The organism is Paenibacillus sp. SORGH_AS_0306 (assembly GCF_030819345.1).
GTDB lineage: Bacteria > Bacillota > Bacilli > Paenibacillales > Paenibacillaceae > Saccharibacillus > Saccharibacillus kyungheensis.
Window position 1 is genome coordinate 2,172,949 of record NZ_JAUTBP010000001.1, and the last position, 16,640, is coordinate 2,189,588.

Consider the following 16,640-nt stretch of genomic DNA (forward strand, 5'->3'; position numbering starts at 1 on the left):
TGAAGGATCATTCTTTTAAAGTTATGATTGAGTAGATATATTTGCTGGGACTTCCATCGTATACATGCTGCGATCTTGCAGTCGTATCAATACTTTGCCAAAACGTCCGCCTTCTTGAATCGATACGATACCTGAAGGATATTGTTGATCTAAATAATCGGAGATCAATTGCTTAGCATCTGCACGTATATTGACCTGATGTAAATGAAGTATCATCATCACATGTTGTAACGCATCGTGCTTGGACATTTCAACTGTTTTCATTTCATGCGTAACAATTGACTCGTATGCATACCCTTTTAGATATAACAAATGAAGTAAATACCCCATATCTGAGCCATGATGTTGTATCGGTTGGTTATCTTCACTGACCAGCGGTAACACTTCATTCACCAGACTGTTTTCTCTTGGCCCGGCAGTTGAACTAATATAACAGAATTGACTAGCACATTGTAGTACTTTCTCTACACTTGGCCAATCATAGATGACCGGACACATCGAGACAAATACTAGATCAAAAGCTTGATTCCACCCTTTAGCTGCAACATCAATATCTTGAAATTCTTCTGGCACAATCGTGACTTTACCTGAAGCCATACGATCTGCATTTTCTTGTAACAATTGTTGTAAAGGAACACAAGGTTCAACCGATGTAACAATTCCACCTCGCTGAGCAAACGGAATCGAAAATCCACCAGATGCTGCTCCAATATCAAGAATAGAAGCATTTTCAAATGGAACGCCTTGTCCTTGAATCCAATTTAGGATTCGTGTAGTTCTTTGTTGACCTTCTGCTGAGAATACGTCTTTGTTAAATGAGACTGCTTTGGTATCAAAGGAATGAGCAGGGTCTATGCCTGCTGCTTTCATTTGTTTCACCGCTGTAAACGAATCATTCGCCCATGCTTGCTCCCATACTAACGGATGAAATAAATCATTTGATATATCGTTTGTCATTGATATCCCTCTTTCATTATTCAAAGTCTATTACAGATATATAATATCTATAATGTATGTAATAGATGCTTTTGTCAATGATTATAATGATTTGAATGTAAAAATATGACTTTATTTGGGTGCTTGAGAGCCTTTTTTGGCGCGGAATCGTCTAACTTTCATTAAATTCCCACATGTTTTATCTTCACAATAACGCTTGGTACGACTACGTGTATCATCATAAAAGACCCAGCGACAGTCTGGATTATCACAGATACGAATACGATGAATATCTTGATCTAGCACAGTATGCACGAAATCCGATACAATATCAGCCATCACGCTATTCCAATCCCCAGTTAACGGTACATAGGCTAACTGTCTGCTTCCATCACTATTATTCCACTGTCTAATCACAGGAACTTGTGCCATAATCTTATTCAATTGATCCCAGTTGATCTGATCTGCTGACGAACCGTTGGCAAGCGCTATTGCATAATCATGCAGTAATTTTCGCAGTGAGTGTAATGACTGTAACTCGCTTGTGGATGCCGGAACAGATGCTGTTAATTTCCAATCCTCTACAAAACGTTGTTGCCATGAAGTCAGTACCAATCTATCTTCATGCTTACCACTTTCTCGAAAATCATGCCAATCGCTGTTGATAAAATCTGTCCATAAAGTATCCATTGACCTGTACTCCTTTTGCCTTTTTCTTGATGTTCGATAATCAGTAACGACCTTTATCACAAAAAGATGGTTACATTGCTTTGTTTTGTGGTATATGTATTGTAACGCTTTAGTATATCATTAGCCAGTTACATCTACTGGCAATTAGGAGGATCTTATGACGAATACGAACATGTTAGATCTACTTCTTTTGCAGAAAAAAGATATTTGGGAACACGAAGATTGGATTGTTCCTTTATCTGTAGCGTTAGAAGGTCTTACAAGTGAACAAGCCGCATGGATTCCACCTGGTGGCGGCAATAGTATCTGGCAATTGGTACATCATATGAATTATTACAATCATGAATTATTATGTCATATGCAAAATATTGATCCAGGCCCTCGTGCCGAAAATAACAATAAAACTTTTGAGTACCATGATAGTGCAGACCATGAAGAACAATGGCAACAAGCTCTTCAAGAGATCAGACGACTTGCCAGAGCGATTGAGTTAGAACTTGCCAAATGGGATGAAATAAAATTACAGGAGATTCGCCCTGCTGGCGATCAGACGTGGGGACAAGCTATTGCGCGTTGGCTTCCTCATGATGCTTATCATGCCGGTCAAATTGTACTTATCCGCAGATTGCAAGGAAGCTGGAGAATCTAATCATAGACAAAATAAAAATCCCTTATGATGACCAAGGGATTTGGAATATTCACAGCTTATGTGATAAATATACGTATAACGTTCAAAAGGATTGCGATCATAATCGCGGTCTTTTTTTATTTTTCTTCCATCATACTTTGATATGCCCATTGACTTACAACATGTCTTGCCGTTACATAACGATTTTGGAAATAAGCTTCAGACAGACTGCTGATCGTTACACCATGACTTGTTGAAGCATGTGCAAAATTTCTACCATCTACCATAACGCCTACATGAGATATTCCACGTCCACTTGTATTAAAGAAAACAAGATCACCAGCACTTAAATTACTTTTTGATACGTATGTACCCATTTTCGCTTGCACACTAGCTGTGCGCGGTAATTCTATGTCGAATTTATTAAAAACGTAGCGTGTAAAACCGGAACAATCGAATCCGTTGGTTGTTGTACCTCCCCAAACGTAAGGTGTTCCCATTACACCGCTAACGGCTTGATCAAGATTAGATGTGCTAGCAAAAGTATTTGTTGGCTGAGCTGAGAAAATGATTGCAGCGCCAAGTAGCGATAATACGACTTTCTTCACTAAAAAAATTCTCCCTTCGATGCCTATAGAGTAAATCAATTTGGAATTCAAATTTGAAACTCGGCAAATATTAATATTTTGTAACTATTGACCACTTTAAGGCATAAGGATGTATCTTGTCAAACTTTATAACAAACTTTTTTGCTTGTTTTTCGCTAAAAATGTGTATATTTCGTGATTTTCGCCAGTTTTTAAGGTGACAGTCTTACAATAAAAAAGATGACAATAGTAAATTTATTGTCATCAATTATTTTACAAAAAACTGTTTCAAAATCAAAAAGCCTTCATCTAACTTCGAAGGCTCCTGTTCTTTTTACTTACTTTTGAGTACTCTTAAACTGTTTAAAATCACTAATAATGCTGCCCCTGTATCACTTAATACAGCTACCCATAATGTGAGCCAACCGGGAAAAATAAATAATAAAGCTATACATTTGATCGTTATCGAAAACCAAATATTTTGTTTGATAATACGTAATGTCTGACGACTTAGATTGATTGCATAAGGTAATTTTTCTAAATGATCTGCCATCAGTACGATATCCGCCGTCTCAATCGCTGTATCTGCTCCTGCTCCGCCCATCGCTATACCGATATCAGCTGTTGCGAGTGCAGGCGCATCATTGATTCCATCGCCTACCATCGCTACTTTTTTACCTGTTTGTTGCCAGCTTTTGATATGATTCATTTTATCGGCGGGTAGTAAATGAGCAAAATATTGATCTACTCCTGTTGCACTAGCCACTTGATAAGCAATATGTTCATGATCTCCTGTTAACATTACTGTTGATTCGATTCCTGCTGATTTTAATTGTTGCAATGTCTCTGACGCTGTAGAGCGAACTTGATCAGCAACAGTAATAATACCTAGAATACGTTCGATAGAACCAACAACCATAATAGATACACCTTTATCATGAAGTTGTTGCATGTGCTCTGTAATATATTGTACCGGGGCGCCTATCTCTTCTAACCATCCGTAATGTCCTACATAATACGTCTGATGATCTATACAAGCTTGTACACCTTTTCCTGCGATAGTCTGTACAGAAGTTACAGGTAATTGCGGAATATGATGTTGTTCTGCATACGATGTAATCGCCAGAGCAATAGGATGAGACGATTGCTGTTCGATCGAACTGGCAATACTCCATAATTCTGCTTCTGTAACGGCTACAGGAGGATACGTGTTCACTACATGAGGTCTGCCTTCTGTTAATGTGCCTGTTTTGTCCAGGGCTATCATCTGCAAGCCTGCTATCGCTTCCAACGCAGAGCCACCTTTGATTAACACTCCCTGCTTGGCTGCAACTCCTATCGCCGATACAATCGCAACCGGGGTTGAGATCACTAATGCACAAGGACATGCAATCACTAACAATTCCAATCCGCGATAAAACCATTCTGACCAACTGGCATTCCATACTAAAGGTGGCACAACCGACACAATAATCGCTAATCCAAAAACGATCGGTGTATATCTATTGGCAAATCGATCTACCAGTGCTTGTAGTGGAGATTTGTTAGCTTGTGCTTCTTCAACCATATGAATCATACGCGCTACTACAGTATCTTTGACCGTAGTGGTCACCTGAATCGTTAACAATCCTTCTTCATTTAATGTACCTGCATATACAATATCTCCATTTTGCATGATTACCGGCTGTGATTCTCCTGTAATCGGTGCTTGATTTACATGCGACTCTCCTGTAGTAACAATTCCGTCTAAAGGAATTTTGTCGCCTGCTTTGACGATAATGGTCTCACCGATCGCTATATCGTCTACAGAACGTTGGATCATCTTCTCCCCTTGCATGATCCATACAGAGGCAGGAACCAGATTTAGTAATCCTTTGACAGAATGACGGGTACGTTCTAATGACCTCTGCTGCAACGTGTTTCCTAGTGCAAACAAAAAGACCACTGTTGCCCCTTCGCCCCACTGTCCAATACATACAGCACCTAGCGCGGCTACCGACATTAATACGTTCATATCAAGCGATCCACTTTTGATTGCAAAAAAAGCACTTTTAACCGGTTTGTATCCACCGATCACAAGAACAGCACCATATAATATCGTTGCGATCATCGGTAAAACCGATAACCATGTACAGATAAAAGCAATAATTAGCAATCCTCCAGATAATAATGTAGGTAGCCAACTTTGCCAAAATGTAGGCTGATTCGATATCTGGTCTTCTGCTGTAGGAGCTATACCAAAGCCTACTCGCTTCACTTCACGCATGATTCGATCAGGTTCAGTAGTCGCCGCAATATTCATTTTGCCTGTAGAGAAATGAACTTGAACCGATTGCACGCCTTTTAATTTTTTAAGGCTTTTCTCAATCGTCATTGCACAAGAAGGACAATCCATACCTTGAATAGCATATTCAGTAGACGGTATTCCATTTACCGTTAGAAAAGAAGGAGGAGATGCACTGAGAGACACAGTATCATTAGCACGCTCTTGATCTGTAGCACTGATCTTGCTTGAACACGTAGACGCTGTAGAACAACATGACTTGGTTTCTTCTTTATGCTCCATGCTCTACACCGCCCTGTGTAGGAAGCAATGTTTCATTTTGTTCACAGCAAGCTACTTTAGATTCAACTTCTTCTAAGGCTTCGTCGAACATAGCCAATAATAATTTGATTTTTTGATTTGCTAGCTGATAATAGACGTATTTTCCTTCTTGTCGCCCTGTAATAATGCCGCATCCTTTAAGGCAAGATAAATGTTGAGAAATATTTGATTGATTTCCCTGAATAGCATTTACAATTTGGCTTACTGTTTTTTCTTCTTCCAATAAGCAATCTAGTATTTGCAGACGTGTTTTATCTGAAAATCCACGTATAAATTTAGTGCGAGTATCTAGCGATGTTTTGGTTTCGATACAATTGTTATTTTCCATTTTAGTTTCCATTATTGTACATCCTTTCATTATCATATTAGTCTACACTGATACGTTATATATTAGTATAGACTAATACGTTTGATAATAGAAGGTTATTTTTTGTGATACGTTCTATTTTTCACCCATCTTCTTACTCTGCTATTTATTATAAATATTATGCTATTCGTAATCTCAACGATCTTTGGTATACTAGATGTACGAAAAAGATTCTATACAACTTTATTACTTCGTGTTAGGAAGGTGAGCATATTGGAGTCGGATGCTATTATAGACGAGTGTAACCATAGCAGTGAAGCTTCACAACAGATGCTTGCACAAATAAAAGATGAGCTTATTGACGGTACAACTGCTGTCGATATGGCTGAATTGTTCAAAGCATTAGGAGATCCAACACGCATTAGATTAATCTATGCTCTGTCGCAAAAAGAGTTATGTGTTCATGATCTGTGCAGTGTATTAGATATGACTCAGTCTGCTATTTCGCATCAATTGCGTTATTTACGTAATATGCGTATTGTGAAGCGACGCAAAGTTGGTAAAACGGTTTTTTATTCATTAGATGATTATCATGTAGAAGAAATCTTTCTACAGACCCATGAACATTTAACCCATAAATAAAAGCAATTTGATGTATACACAAGCTAATGTAAGCGACTGAAATAGAAGTTTTGATATTTCGGCTTACTTTATAGCTTACGATTATCACTATACAAAAAAGGGATCTACACCATGACAGTGTAGATCCCTTTTTGATGTTCATCGGCTATTGATGCGCAATATTACACTGAATACCTGGTGTATCCATCTGGATAGTAATATGCTTAATTTCATAATCTTCTTTAATTAATTTCTGTGCTTGCTGCATAACGACACTATGATAAGCCTGATCTTCAGTAACGATATGACAGCTCAACAATATAATATCTGAAGATAACGCCCATACATGCAGATCATGTACTTCTACAACATGGTCTATACGAAGCAAAGACTGTTCTAACTCATCGGTGTTGATAGTAACAGGTGTACCTTCCATTAGAATATGGATCGAATCGCGGGTCACACGATACGCACTAAGCACTACCAATACTGCTACAATTACACTTGCAATCGGATCAGCTAGATTCCAACCAAAGAACATAATTAACAAAGCGGCAACAATCGCCCCGACTGACCCCAGTAGATCTCCTAACACATGTAGAAAAGCACTGCGTACATTCAAGTTTTCCGAAGTATCGCCTTTCATTAATATAAATGCCGCTGCGATATTAACCAGCAATCCAATAACAGCAATCGTTAACATCCCCCCACTCATAACCCCTGGAGGATTCGCAAACCGTTGAAAAGCTTCCCAGAAAATATAAATAGAAATCACTGACAAAGCTAGACCGTTAATAAAAGCAGCTAACACTTCGAATCGTTTGTAACCGAACGTTTTGGATTTACTCGCTTGTTTCTGACCCCATGTCATCGCTAGATAACTCAGTCCAAGAGCCGCTGCATCACTAAGCATATGCCCTGCATCCGATAACAAAGCAAGACTGTTAGTCATAAGTCCACCGATAACTTCGACGATCATATAACTTGCAATCAGAAAGAACGATAATTTCAACGCATTTTTGTTAGCACCATGTCCATGGGAGTGTGAATGTCCGTGTCCATGGGAATGTCCATGACTGTGCGAATGACTATGCTTTTTCCCTTTAGAATGTTGATGATCTTCATGATCGTGGTCGCATGCAGTATGTTCTTCATGGGTATGACTTTTACTACTCATTGACCTGCACCTCTATTCTTTATTAATAGATATTATATTGATTAAAATAACATATGAGCACTTATTCATATATTATAGTTTACCTACATCTAATCTGCAAGTTCTGCAAAGTGAATAGGACATTATTTCACTAAATCATCAATTAATGTTCACTATGGATTAGCAGATTGATAAATGCAGATAACGTTATAGAAAGTGGGGTCTGCTTCGAAACCACAAATTGAATACGCGCTTGTTGCAACGGTATTGGTAACGTATGACTATGAAGTTGTGGATAAGAACGAACGATCCGCTCTGGCAATAAGGATATACCTAGTCCGTCAGTGACTCCACGAATAATAGCTTCTACTGTATCTACTTCTATTACACGAGGTAGTTGTTGAAGGGAATGACTTTTACTCTTAGTGTGATACCACTCTTCTAAACATTTTCGATACGGACAATCAGGAAATGTATTAACGATTAACCGTTGTTGGAGTAATTCTGATTCGGTATGAATATGATCAGCAGATACAATAACTAATTGTTCATTGTATTCAAAGACCGATTGAATATCTTGATGATGGTATTGACTGCTAATAAAAGCTCCATCCAACTTATGATTAACAACTTGATTCATTAGTTCAATCTGTCCATGCGTTTGAATAGATACGTCTACATCCCTATTTTCTTCATAATAAGCAAGTAACCACTGCGGTAATCTGGAAGCCGCCACAGTCGGTGTCGCTCCTAATTGTAATTGATATGACGGCAACTTTACTTTCAAAACGCGAGTAGCTTCATCTAATAAATCTACAATCTGATCAGCATAGCTCCACAATTGTTGCCCTGCTTCTGTAATTGTTATGCCTTTATTACTACGATCGAATAGAGATTGACCCAGTTCTTTTTCCAACTTCTGAATACGTAATGTAACATTCGACTGTACATATCCCATTTTCAGTGCTGCTTTGGAAATAGACTGCTCTTGAGCTACAATCCGAAAAATACGCAAATCACTACTTTCCAAACCCATTGCCACCTTTCTTTACTATTTTTCTTATATGTATAACACAGTTCATTTGGATATCATTATTTTTAATACCCAGTATCATTTCTAACTATTATACAGACCTTTTATCTTCTTTTACACTATACAAAGAAATAACAAACGAGTATAAAGCTAAAGGAGCGCTAAACATGGACTGGATTGACAAAGTCGTTATCGTTACAGGCGGGGGTACAGGAATAGGACAGGCAACATGCTTACAACTTGCTGAACAAGGAGCAAAAGTAGTTATCAATTACTCCCGTTCACAACTACAAGCAGAAGAAACTGCTCTACAAATTACACAAAATGGTGGACAAGCTATCACGATTCAAGCTGATGTATCTAGGCAACATCAAGTACAAGATATGATTACAGAAGTTATCCATACGTATGGTAGAATCGATGGCTTGGTGAATAACGCCAGTATAACCAGACAACTGCCTTTTGCTGATTTGGAACAGATCACTGATGATATCTGGGATGAGCTATACAATATTAATGTCAAAGGAATGTTTTATTGTGCTCAAGCGGTAGCCCCATGGATGAAAAAGGCACAGCAAGGATCTATTATCAATCTAGGTAGTATTGCAGGCAGTACAGGCTACGGTTCTTCGCTTCCTTATGCTGTCTCCAAAGGTGCTGTTCATACGTTAACCAAATCGTTAGCAAGAGCACTTTCTCCACATATACGCGTTAATTGCATTATTCCAGGTGCAGTAGATACACGTTGGTGGATTGGAAATGAAGACAAAATGAAACGTTTGACAACACAGTTATTGTTAGAACGAATATCGACTCCTGCTGATATTGCTTCATTAATCTGTGCTATTTTACAACAAGAATCAATGACCGGTCAGCTAGTGACTGTCGATAATGGGCAAACGTTATAAGTTGTCTATATAAAAGATTTCTTTTTATTTAAGTATGATTTGCAAAACGTTATCTAAAAAATTGTATCAATCGATTGCCTACTTCTGCTGGCTTATCATGCTGTATCCAGTGTGTTGCATCGTCATAATGATGAATCTCGGTATTTGGTACCCATTCCGGTAGTGGATCAGCAAGGTCTTTAGATAAATGTGGATCAAGATCGCCAAATAAAATAAGTACAGGTTGCTCAATTTTCCGCATCTGTGCTTTTTTGGTTTCTGCTGAACGGCGGAACATAGCCCGGTAATAATTAATAGCCGCACTAAGCGTTTCTTTTTGCTCAAAAGCTTTGAGATACACTTGCACTTCTTGATCGGAAAAAGGCTCTTTCGGTTCTTTTTTGAAAATAGTTCGTAACATATGATTGTTATCTCGTGCTAGAGCTTTCTCAGGCAACTTGGGAATCTGGAAAAAGAACATATACCAGCTTCTACGCAGTTGCGGTAATGTACGCAATCCTGTCTGCAAACGCTCAGGATGGAGCATATTGAGTATCGCCAAACGGCGCACACGATGCGGATACATCATTGTAAAATACCACGAGATATTGCCACCCCAATCATGCCCTGTCAGAAACACTTGCTCTTCGCCTAAATGCTCAATTAATCCATTGACATCTGCACATAATGTATCGATACTGTAATGATCGACACCTTCTGGCTTGGAAGAAAGATTGTATCCACGCAGATCAGGAGCCACCACACGATAACCCGCTTCTATTAACATTGGAATCTGTTCTTTCCATGTATACCAGAAATCCGGGAATCCGTGCAATAACATAACCGTAGGACCTTCTCCACCGATCACATAATGCAATTTCACTCCATTCACTTCAGCAAATCGATGTTCGATAACATTTTCTACTTGATGAGCCATATCTAATTTGCCTCCTTAGCGGTATATATTACTGTGATGTTTGCTAATATATCTTTTTCAACATATCTCTTTAAGCATTACCCAATAATGAGACACATTCTACAATACATAGCAAAAAGACTGTTTACCGAATAGATCAGTAGACAGCCTTTTTGCTTTTTATTATGGTGCATCATCATTTAAAAACTTTATATCTTACTTATATTATGTGTATACTTTCTCTAGTGTACGTTGTCGCCACTGGGGATGATCTAATTGATATAATCTGTGATAACGCTCAGAAGAATCAATTAAGTATTCATGAGTCCCTTGCATCGCAATCTTTCCTTGATCCATAAATATAATATGATCCATCTGTTGTACTTCAAGCAGATGATGGGTAACCCAGATCAATGTTTTGCCCTGTAAACTTTGCAGTATCGTACGAATAAGTTCACGTTCCGTACGTGGATCTAGACCGACTGTAGGCTCATCCAGAATCACAATCGGCGTATTTTGCAACAATACACGTGCAAGAGCAATACGCTGACGTTCTCCTCCTGAGAAGCGCTGACCGGCTTCACGCATTGGAGTCTGATCTCCTTCTGGTAAAGAAGCAATCAGCTCGCTTAATTGTGCTTGCTCTATCACCTGTCTGACTTCCTCTTCTGTCGCTGTTGGACGACCAAGACGAATATTATTTAGTAGGCTGGTATCAAAGAGATAAGGTTTCTGATTCAGTACAGATACTTGTTCTGTAATCTGATCGCCCCACTCTGCTATCGTTTTACCTTGAATATAAATCTGCCCTTGCTGAGGAAGATAAGCGCCCTGTATTAATTTAAGCAAGGTCGACTTGCCTGCTCCACTGCGACCGATAATAGCTATTTTTTGACCGGACTTTACTTCTATACTTATATTGTTGACTGCATACTCATTTGGCTCATGATAACTATAACAAATCTCTTTTAATGTAATAGCAGGTGGTCTAGTAGCTTTCTCAATAAAGAATTGATCATCATTGGAAAAATCATTGATGCTAGCAAGATATGTGAAGTTTTGAGAAGATTGAGCATGTTCTTTATTGGGATAAACTGTTGATTGTTCGATCTGTGCTAAACGTTGAAGTGATTCTTGATATACAGGAATACGCTGCACCGCATCAGTCACAGGGATAAACGCATCTGCAAGTGGAATAACGACTAGAATAAAAGCAGCTAATAATGTCGCATCCATTCCATTTTCGCCTACTTGTGACGTTGCCCAGATTGCCATCTGTGCGACAATCAATCCTATAACTGTCTGAGTAATTAGACCGATATAACGTTTGTGACGGCTTAATTTACGTTCATATACGGCTGCCTGACGTTCACTCTCTTCATACTGATTCACAAATTCACTTGCTCGTCCACTAATCATCAGATCGCTTAGTCCAAGTACAGCATCGGTTAAGTGACGGTAGAGCGCAGATTGGTTACTTTTAAGTCTTTTCTGAAATGTACGTGTCATCAGAAGCGAAAAGATCGGTACAATCACAATCAGAATCAAAATATACACAGCAATCAACATTGCAAAAGACATATCAAACCAACCGAGCGCACAGACAACCGCTCCATACATAATCAGTGCAGTGATACCTGGAAAAATAGTACGAACATACATATTTTGCAGAGATTCGATATCGTCAGACATCATGCCTAATAGATCGCCTGTCTGATGACGTGACTTCAGTTGTAATGCTTGAGGCTCCAACGTTCGATATAGACGCACTCTCATTTTGGATAATACACGCAGTACCGCATCATGAGCTTGCAGACGTTCTACATAGCGCAACACCGATCTGCCTATCCCAAATGCGCGTACTCCTACAATCGGTACATATAACATCAGTATATTTTCTGGACATAAGGCTGCTTTGGAAATTAAAAATCCTGATGTAAAAGTCAACATCCCTGCTGACAGTAGCGTCAATGCGCCAATAGCAATAATACCTGCAAATCGAAACGCATGAACACGCATATAAGACATTACCCATCCCTGACTGCTCATGCGCTCTCCCCCCATTGACTATCAATCAGACGACAATAAGCACCTTGACGTGCTAGTAATTGTTCATGAGTGCCTTGCTCTACAATCTGTCCATGTTCTAATACAATAATCCAATCCATATCCACCATCCAGTGCATGCGATGAGTAGCTAGAATCACAAATCGATTATTAAAAAGCTCTAACATAGTCTGCTTTAATTCATACTCTGTTTCTATATCTAAATGTGCTGTCGGCTCATCTAATAACATAATCTGCCGTTGCCCTAACAAAGCGCGTGCAAGCGCAACACGTTGTTCTTGACCTCCACTGAGTGTGCGTCCAGCTCCTCCAACCGGTTCTTCGATACCTTGAGGCAATTGGCTGACCAGATCATATAATCCTGTATCACGAATGACTTGCCATAATTGCTCATCGGTTGCTTCAGGTTCATACAATCTAAGATTATCTGCTAATGTGCCACTGAATAGATAAGGATGCTGTGGAATATATGTCGTTTGTTGACGCCAGACATTAGAATTGAGCGGATAACTTTCTCCTAGACTATCCTTCCATAGGATTTCTCCTTGTGTAGGTGTAAGAAACCCACTTAATACATCGATCAGTGTTGATTTGCCTGCTCCACTTTCACCAATAATACCAATTTTGCAATAACCTCCAATACGAAGATTAAGCTGTTCAAGAGAGAAGTTACTTTCTGCATCATGCTGTACAGAAAGCTGATTCAATACCATCTGACTGGAAGCTGACCATACAGGCTTAGAACGATGCATATCGCTAGTGTTCTGTGCATCTACTGTACCGATCGTGGTAGAGGTATGGATAATACGCTGAATATCTTCACCAGCTTCTTTGCCATCCATCGTGGCATGATAGTCCGCTCCTAATGAACGAATAGGTACAAAAAATTCAGGTGCAAGTATCAAAATCGTTAACGCCGGTTCTAAAATAATAGTGCCATGGACAAGGCGAAGCCCCAGACTCACCGCTACACAAGCAACAGATAACATCGTAAAGAAATCCAAAGCAAATGAAGATAAAAAAGCAACACGCATCGAAGAAATCGTTGCTTTACGATAACGTTCACTGGTGCGTCCTATCGTTTCTTCATGCGCACGACTCCGACCGAGAAAGCGTAAAGTCTCAAGCCCTCTTAATGAATCGACAAAATGATTAGATAATACGCGATATGTTGCCCATTGCTTATCCATTTGTTTTTGCGCAGCCAAGCCAAGTAAAATCATAAAAATAATCAATAACGGAAATACAGCTCCCAGAATCAGTGCCGAGATCCAATCTAACTTTAAAATAAAAATCCCAATCAATAACGGAGTGAGACTATTAGACATCATACGCGGAATAATCAGCTCCAGATATGTTCTATACTTGGATACACCTTCACGCACAAGTGTTACAAGATTACCTGTCCCCTGTCCCATTGCAAATGTAGGTCCAAGTTCAAATAATTGATCCATCATCAGCTTGCGCATACTTCTGCCTGTCCGCTCTGCGAAATCATATGCTATTTTTTGCATGATTACTGATAATAATTGTCGAACAACCAGAGCACCTACGAATCCGAAGACATGACCAAGCTGATGATGAAGAGAATCCCCGGTAAATAAACCGGAGACCGCTTCTGCCAACCATAACGACTGCATAATAATAACGATTGTCTGCACGAATGTGAATAGACCTGTTAATGCCATAATCGGTTTGATGCCTTGTAGTTGGATTAGCCCTTTACCCATGATTAATACTCCAAATGTGTTTTTTCGTGTAGACGTTTGTGAAACACAAAATATGTCCAGATTTGATAACCAAGTACAAACGGTAATAATGTACAGGCTACAATCGTCATTACTTTTAACGAATAATGCCCGGAAGCTGTATTGTATAAAGTCAGATCATACATGGCTCCTAGCGAGCTGACCATTACACGCGGGAACAAGCCGATAAAAACAGAAGCAATCGATAAAATAATCAATCCGCCTGTCATACCGAACGCCCATCCTTCGCGCTTTTGTTTCATAAAATATCCTGCAAGTATAAATACAATCACACCTACGACTGCTATAGCGATTAGAATCGGACCACGTACAGTAAAAACATCTGTATATACAGAGGTCAAGATAGCAAGTAAGACCAACAATCCTGCAAGTGGGATCAGCAATTTACGTGCCATTACACTTGCTCGTACTCGAATATCGCCTGTAGTGCGTAGTGCAGCGAACATTAAACCATGCACGATACAGAGCATAACCGTTGTTACACCTGCTACAAGAGAATAAGGATTAATAATATCTCCAAACCCTGCATGCATCTCCATATCTGCTCCTATTGGTAATCCTTTGAGCATCGTTGCAAAAGCCACACCGAATAACAAAGGCGGTAACAAACTACCGAAAAAGATACACATATCCCACGTCTTGCTCCATGCAGAATGACCGACTTTACCACGAAATTCAAAAGCAACACCACGAGCGATCAAAGCCAGCAATAAGGCTACAAAAGGAAGATAAAAGCCACTAAACATTGTCGCATACCAGTTCGGAAATGCCGCGAACATCGCTCCGCCTGCTGTAATTAACCATACTTCATTACCATCCCAGAAAGGCCCAATTGAGTTAATTAGCATACGACGTTCCATATCATTACGAGCTAACAACTGCGTAGACATACCGATACCAAAATCAAAACCTTCTAAAAAGAAAAAACCAACAAACAATACAGCGATCAATACAAACCATACTTCATTAAGAGATAGCATGTTTCAACTCCTCCATTTCAAACGGATCATTGGAATGATCGTCATGCGAATGTTCATCACCTGGGCCTTTTTTTATTTCACGAACAAATAAAACCACTGTGATTGCTCCAAGAACGGTATAGACCAGAGTAAACGTAATCGTCGAAAATAACACAGAACCTGCGGATACACTTGGTGATACACTATCTGCGGTAGTCATGAGTCCAAATACTGTCCATGGTTGACGACCCACTTCTGTCATAATCCAACCGGATGTATTGCCGATAAAAGGTAACGCAATCCCATACATCATCGCATACCAATACCATTTCGGTGCTTGTTCTACTTTGCGTCGGAACATTAGATACACACCATAAGCAGATAAAGCGATCATTAACATGCCGCTAGCTACCATAATACGGAAACTCCAAAATGTTGTTTTGACAGGTGGTATGTAATTGCCTTCGCCATATTTTTGCTCATACTGAGCTTGAAGTTCTTTCATCCCTGTCACAGAACCTGTGAATTTTCCATATGATAGATAACTGAGTAATCCTTTAAGTGGAAAGTTAATCTCGAATGTATTTTGTTGCATCTTGGTATCAATTCCACCTACTAACATCCAGGGTGCTTTTTCAGCAGTAGTGTTCCATACCCCTTCAGCAGCAGCCATTTTCATTGGTTGCGTTTCTACTAGATATTGAGCTTGAGAGTGACCGCTAAAAGCTACTCCTAACGATGATACGATGCCTACAATAATCGCAATTTGAAATGACTTGCGGAATACTTCAATATCTTCACGCCGCAGCATTTTATATGCGCTGATTCCTGCCATAAGAAAGGCTGAAGTAACAAAAGCACCAAATACGGTATGTGGAAATTCAACCAACACTTGACCATTGGTAATAAGAGCAAAAAAGTCATTCATTTCGGCACGTCCATTATTGATCGTGAATCCGACAGGATGTTGCATAAATGAGTTCGCTGTTAATATCCAGAATGCAGATAATGTTGTTCCGAACGCTACTAACCATATACAGAGTAAATGTACTTTGGCAGACAAGCGTTCCCAACCAAAGATCCATAATCCAATAAACGTAGACTCCAGAAAAAAGGCAAATAAAGCTTCTACTGCAAGTGGTGCACCAAACACATCACCTACAAAACGTGAATAATTAGACCAATTCATGCCAAATTGAAATTCTTGAAAAATCCCTGTAACCACTCCAACAGCAAAGTTGATCAAAAACAGCTTGCCCCAAAACTTGGTCATTACTTTGTACTGATCTTTTTTAGTGATAACATACATCGTTTCCATAATAGCTACCAACAATACGAGCCCAATCGATACCGGTACAAAGAAAAAGTGAAATACGGTCGTTAGCGCGTACTGAATCCGGGATAGCATAAGAACATCCATCCGATAACTTCCTTTCTTTTCTGAAAATTGATTAAAAAACTAAATACATTGTAGTCAAA

General features: G+C 39.3%; 15 protein-coding genes. 3 read left to right on the top strand and 12 right to left on the bottom strand.

Annotation, left to right across the window (positions count from 1 at the left end; all coding sequences use genetic code 11):
* Positions 1 to 21: 21 nt before the first annotated feature.
* Positions 22 to 957, bottom strand: coding sequence for a class I SAM-dependent methyltransferase (locus QE450_RS09310; RefSeq protein ID WP_307298752.1), 936 nt, complete (start codon positions 955 to 957; stop codon positions 22 to 24).
* Between the two features lie 111 nt (positions 958 to 1,068).
* Positions 1,069 to 1,626: a CGNR zinc finger domain-containing protein gene (locus QE450_RS09315; protein WP_307298754.1), complete on the bottom strand. Its 558-nt coding sequence runs from the start codon at positions 1,624 to 1,626 to the stop codon at positions 1,069 to 1,071.
* A gap of 157 nt (positions 1,627 to 1,783) precedes the next feature.
* Here QE450_RS09315 and QE450_RS09320 point away from each other — a divergent pair, with 157 nt between their 5' ends.
* Positions 1,784 to 2,275: a DinB family protein gene (locus QE450_RS09320; protein ID WP_273612547.1), complete on the top strand. Its 492-nt coding sequence runs from the start codon at positions 1,784 to 1,786 to the stop codon at positions 2,273 to 2,275.
* Between the two features lie 116 nt (positions 2,276 to 2,391).
* Here the strand turns inward: QE450_RS09320 and QE450_RS09325 are convergent, their stop codons facing one another.
* From QE450_RS09325 to QE450_RS09335, 3 genes are all read right to left on the bottom strand, one after another.
* Positions 2,392 to 2,862, bottom strand: a complete 471-nt coding sequence (locus tag QE450_RS09325; protein WP_273612548.1) for a C40 family peptidase — start codon at positions 2,860 to 2,862, stop codon at positions 2,392 to 2,394.
* A gap of 313 nt (positions 2,863 to 3,175) precedes the next feature.
* A complete protein-coding gene (locus tag QE450_RS09330) occupies positions 3,176 to 5,407 on the bottom strand; it encodes a heavy metal translocating P-type ATPase (protein ID WP_307298759.1) in 2,232 nt (743 codons plus the stop codon).
* Positions 5,397 to 5,786: an ArsR/SmtB family transcription factor gene (locus QE450_RS09335; RefSeq protein WP_373461966.1), complete on the bottom strand. Its 390-nt coding sequence runs from the start codon at positions 5,784 to 5,786 to the stop codon at positions 5,397 to 5,399. Before QE450_RS09335 ends, QE450_RS09330 begins: the two co-directional genes overlap by 11 nt.
* 297 nt (positions 5,787 to 6,083) lie before the next feature.
* On the opposite strand from QE450_RS09335, the gene QE450_RS09340 reads away from it, so the two are divergent.
* Positions 6,084 to 6,395 carry an ArsR/SmtB family transcription factor gene (locus QE450_RS09340; protein WP_273616311.1) on the top strand — a complete coding sequence of 104 codons (312 nt, stop codon included), beginning with the start codon at positions 6,084 to 6,086 and terminating at the stop codon, positions 6,393 to 6,395.
* A gap of 145 nt (positions 6,396 to 6,540) precedes the next feature.
* Here the strand turns inward: QE450_RS09340 and QE450_RS09345 are convergent, their stop codons facing one another.
* Positions 6,541 to 7,551 (bottom strand): cation diffusion facilitator family transporter, encoded by a 1,011-nt coding sequence (locus QE450_RS09345; RefSeq protein WP_274172770.1) that lies wholly within the window; start codon positions 7,549 to 7,551, stop codon positions 6,541 to 6,543.
* Between the two features lie 142 nt (positions 7,552 to 7,693).
* Entirely contained in the window at positions 7,694 to 8,560 is an 867-nt protein-coding gene (locus QE450_RS09350) for a LysR family transcriptional regulator (RefSeq protein ID WP_307298762.1), read from the bottom strand.
* Between the two features lie 170 nt (positions 8,561 to 8,730).
* On the opposite strand from QE450_RS09350, the gene QE450_RS09355 reads away from it, so the two are divergent.
* Positions 8,731 to 9,471 carry an SDR family NAD(P)-dependent oxidoreductase gene (locus QE450_RS09355; protein ID WP_307298763.1) on the top strand — a complete coding sequence of 247 codons (741 nt, stop codon included), beginning with the start codon at positions 8,731 to 8,733 and terminating at the stop codon, positions 9,469 to 9,471.
* Positions 9,472 to 9,520: 49 nt separating this feature from the next.
* Here QE450_RS09355 and QE450_RS09360 read toward each other — a convergent pair whose 3' ends face one another.
* From QE450_RS09360 to QE450_RS09380, 5 genes are all read right to left on the bottom strand, one after another.
* Complete coding sequence (locus tag QE450_RS09360; protein ID WP_307298766.1) at positions 9,521 to 10,387, bottom strand: alpha/beta fold hydrolase; 867 nt, start codon at positions 10,385 to 10,387, stop codon at positions 9,521 to 9,523.
* Positions 10,388 to 10,591: 204 nt separating this feature from the next.
* Positions 10,592 to 12,415, bottom strand: a complete 1,824-nt coding sequence (gene cydC / locus QE450_RS09365; protein ID WP_307298768.1) for a thiol reductant ABC exporter subunit CydC — start codon at positions 12,413 to 12,415, stop codon at positions 10,592 to 10,594.
* A complete protein-coding gene (gene cydD / locus QE450_RS09370) occupies positions 12,412 to 14,163 on the bottom strand; it encodes a thiol reductant ABC exporter subunit CydD (protein WP_307298770.1) in 1,752 nt (583 codons plus the stop codon). The genes cydC and cydD overlap by 4 nt, the downstream gene beginning before the upstream one ends.
* Positions 14,164 to 14,165: 2 nt before the next feature.
* Positions 14,166 to 15,182, bottom strand: coding sequence for a cytochrome d ubiquinol oxidase subunit II (gene cydB, locus QE450_RS09375; RefSeq protein WP_307298773.1), 1,017 nt, complete (start codon positions 15,180 to 15,182; stop codon positions 14,166 to 14,168).
* Positions 15,169 to 16,581: a cytochrome ubiquinol oxidase subunit I gene (locus QE450_RS09380; RefSeq protein WP_307298774.1), complete on the bottom strand. Its 1,413-nt coding sequence runs from the start codon at positions 16,579 to 16,581 to the stop codon at positions 15,169 to 15,171. The genes cydB and QE450_RS09380 overlap by 14 nt, the downstream gene beginning before the upstream one ends.
* Positions 16,582 to 16,640 lie beyond the last annotated feature (59 nt).

Coding starts and splice junctions, on each gene's coding strand:
- QE450_RS09310 (WP_307298752.1), bottom strand. CDS start 957: ATGACAAACGATATATCAAATGATTTATTTCATCCGTTAGTATGGGAG.
- QE450_RS09315 (WP_307298754.1), bottom strand. CDS start 1,626: ATGGATACTTTATGGACAGATTTTATCAACAGCGATTGGCATGATTTT.
- QE450_RS09320 (WP_273612547.1), top strand. CDS start 1,784: ATGACGAATACGAACATGTTAGATCTACTTCTTTTGCAGAAAAAAGAT.
- QE450_RS09330 (WP_307298759.1), bottom strand. CDS start 5,407: ATGGAGCATAAAGAAGAAACCAAGTCATGTTGTTCTACAGCGTCTACG.
- QE450_RS09335 (WP_373461966.1), bottom strand. CDS start 5,786: ATGGAAACTAAAATGGAAAATAACAATTGTATCGAAACCAAAACATCG.
- QE450_RS09340 (WP_273616311.1), top strand. CDS start 6,084: ATGCTTGCACAAATAAAAGATGAGCTTATTGACGGTACAACTGCTGTC.
- QE450_RS09345 (WP_274172770.1), bottom strand. CDS start 7,551: ATGAGTAGTAAAAGTCATACCCATGAAGAACATACTGCATGCGACCAC.
- QE450_RS09355 (WP_307298763.1), top strand. CDS start 8,731: ATGGACTGGATTGACAAAGTCGTTATCGTTACAGGCGGGGGTACAGGA.
- QE450_RS09360 (WP_307298766.1), bottom strand. CDS start 10,387: ATGGCTCATCAAGTAGAAAATGTTATCGAACATCGATTTGCTGAAGTG.
- cydC (WP_307298768.1), bottom strand. CDS start 12,415: ATGAGCAGTCAGGGATGGGTAATGTCTTATATGCGTGTTCATGCGTTT.
- cydD (WP_307298770.1), bottom strand. CDS start 14,163: ATGGGTAAAGGGCTAATCCAACTACAAGGCATCAAACCGATTATGGCA.
- cydB (WP_307298773.1), bottom strand. CDS start 15,182: ATGCTATCTCTTAATGAAGTATGGTTTGTATTGATCGCTGTATTGTTT.
- QE450_RS09380 (WP_307298774.1), bottom strand. CDS start 16,581: ATGGATGTTCTTATGCTATCCCGGATTCAGTACGCGCTAACGACCGTA.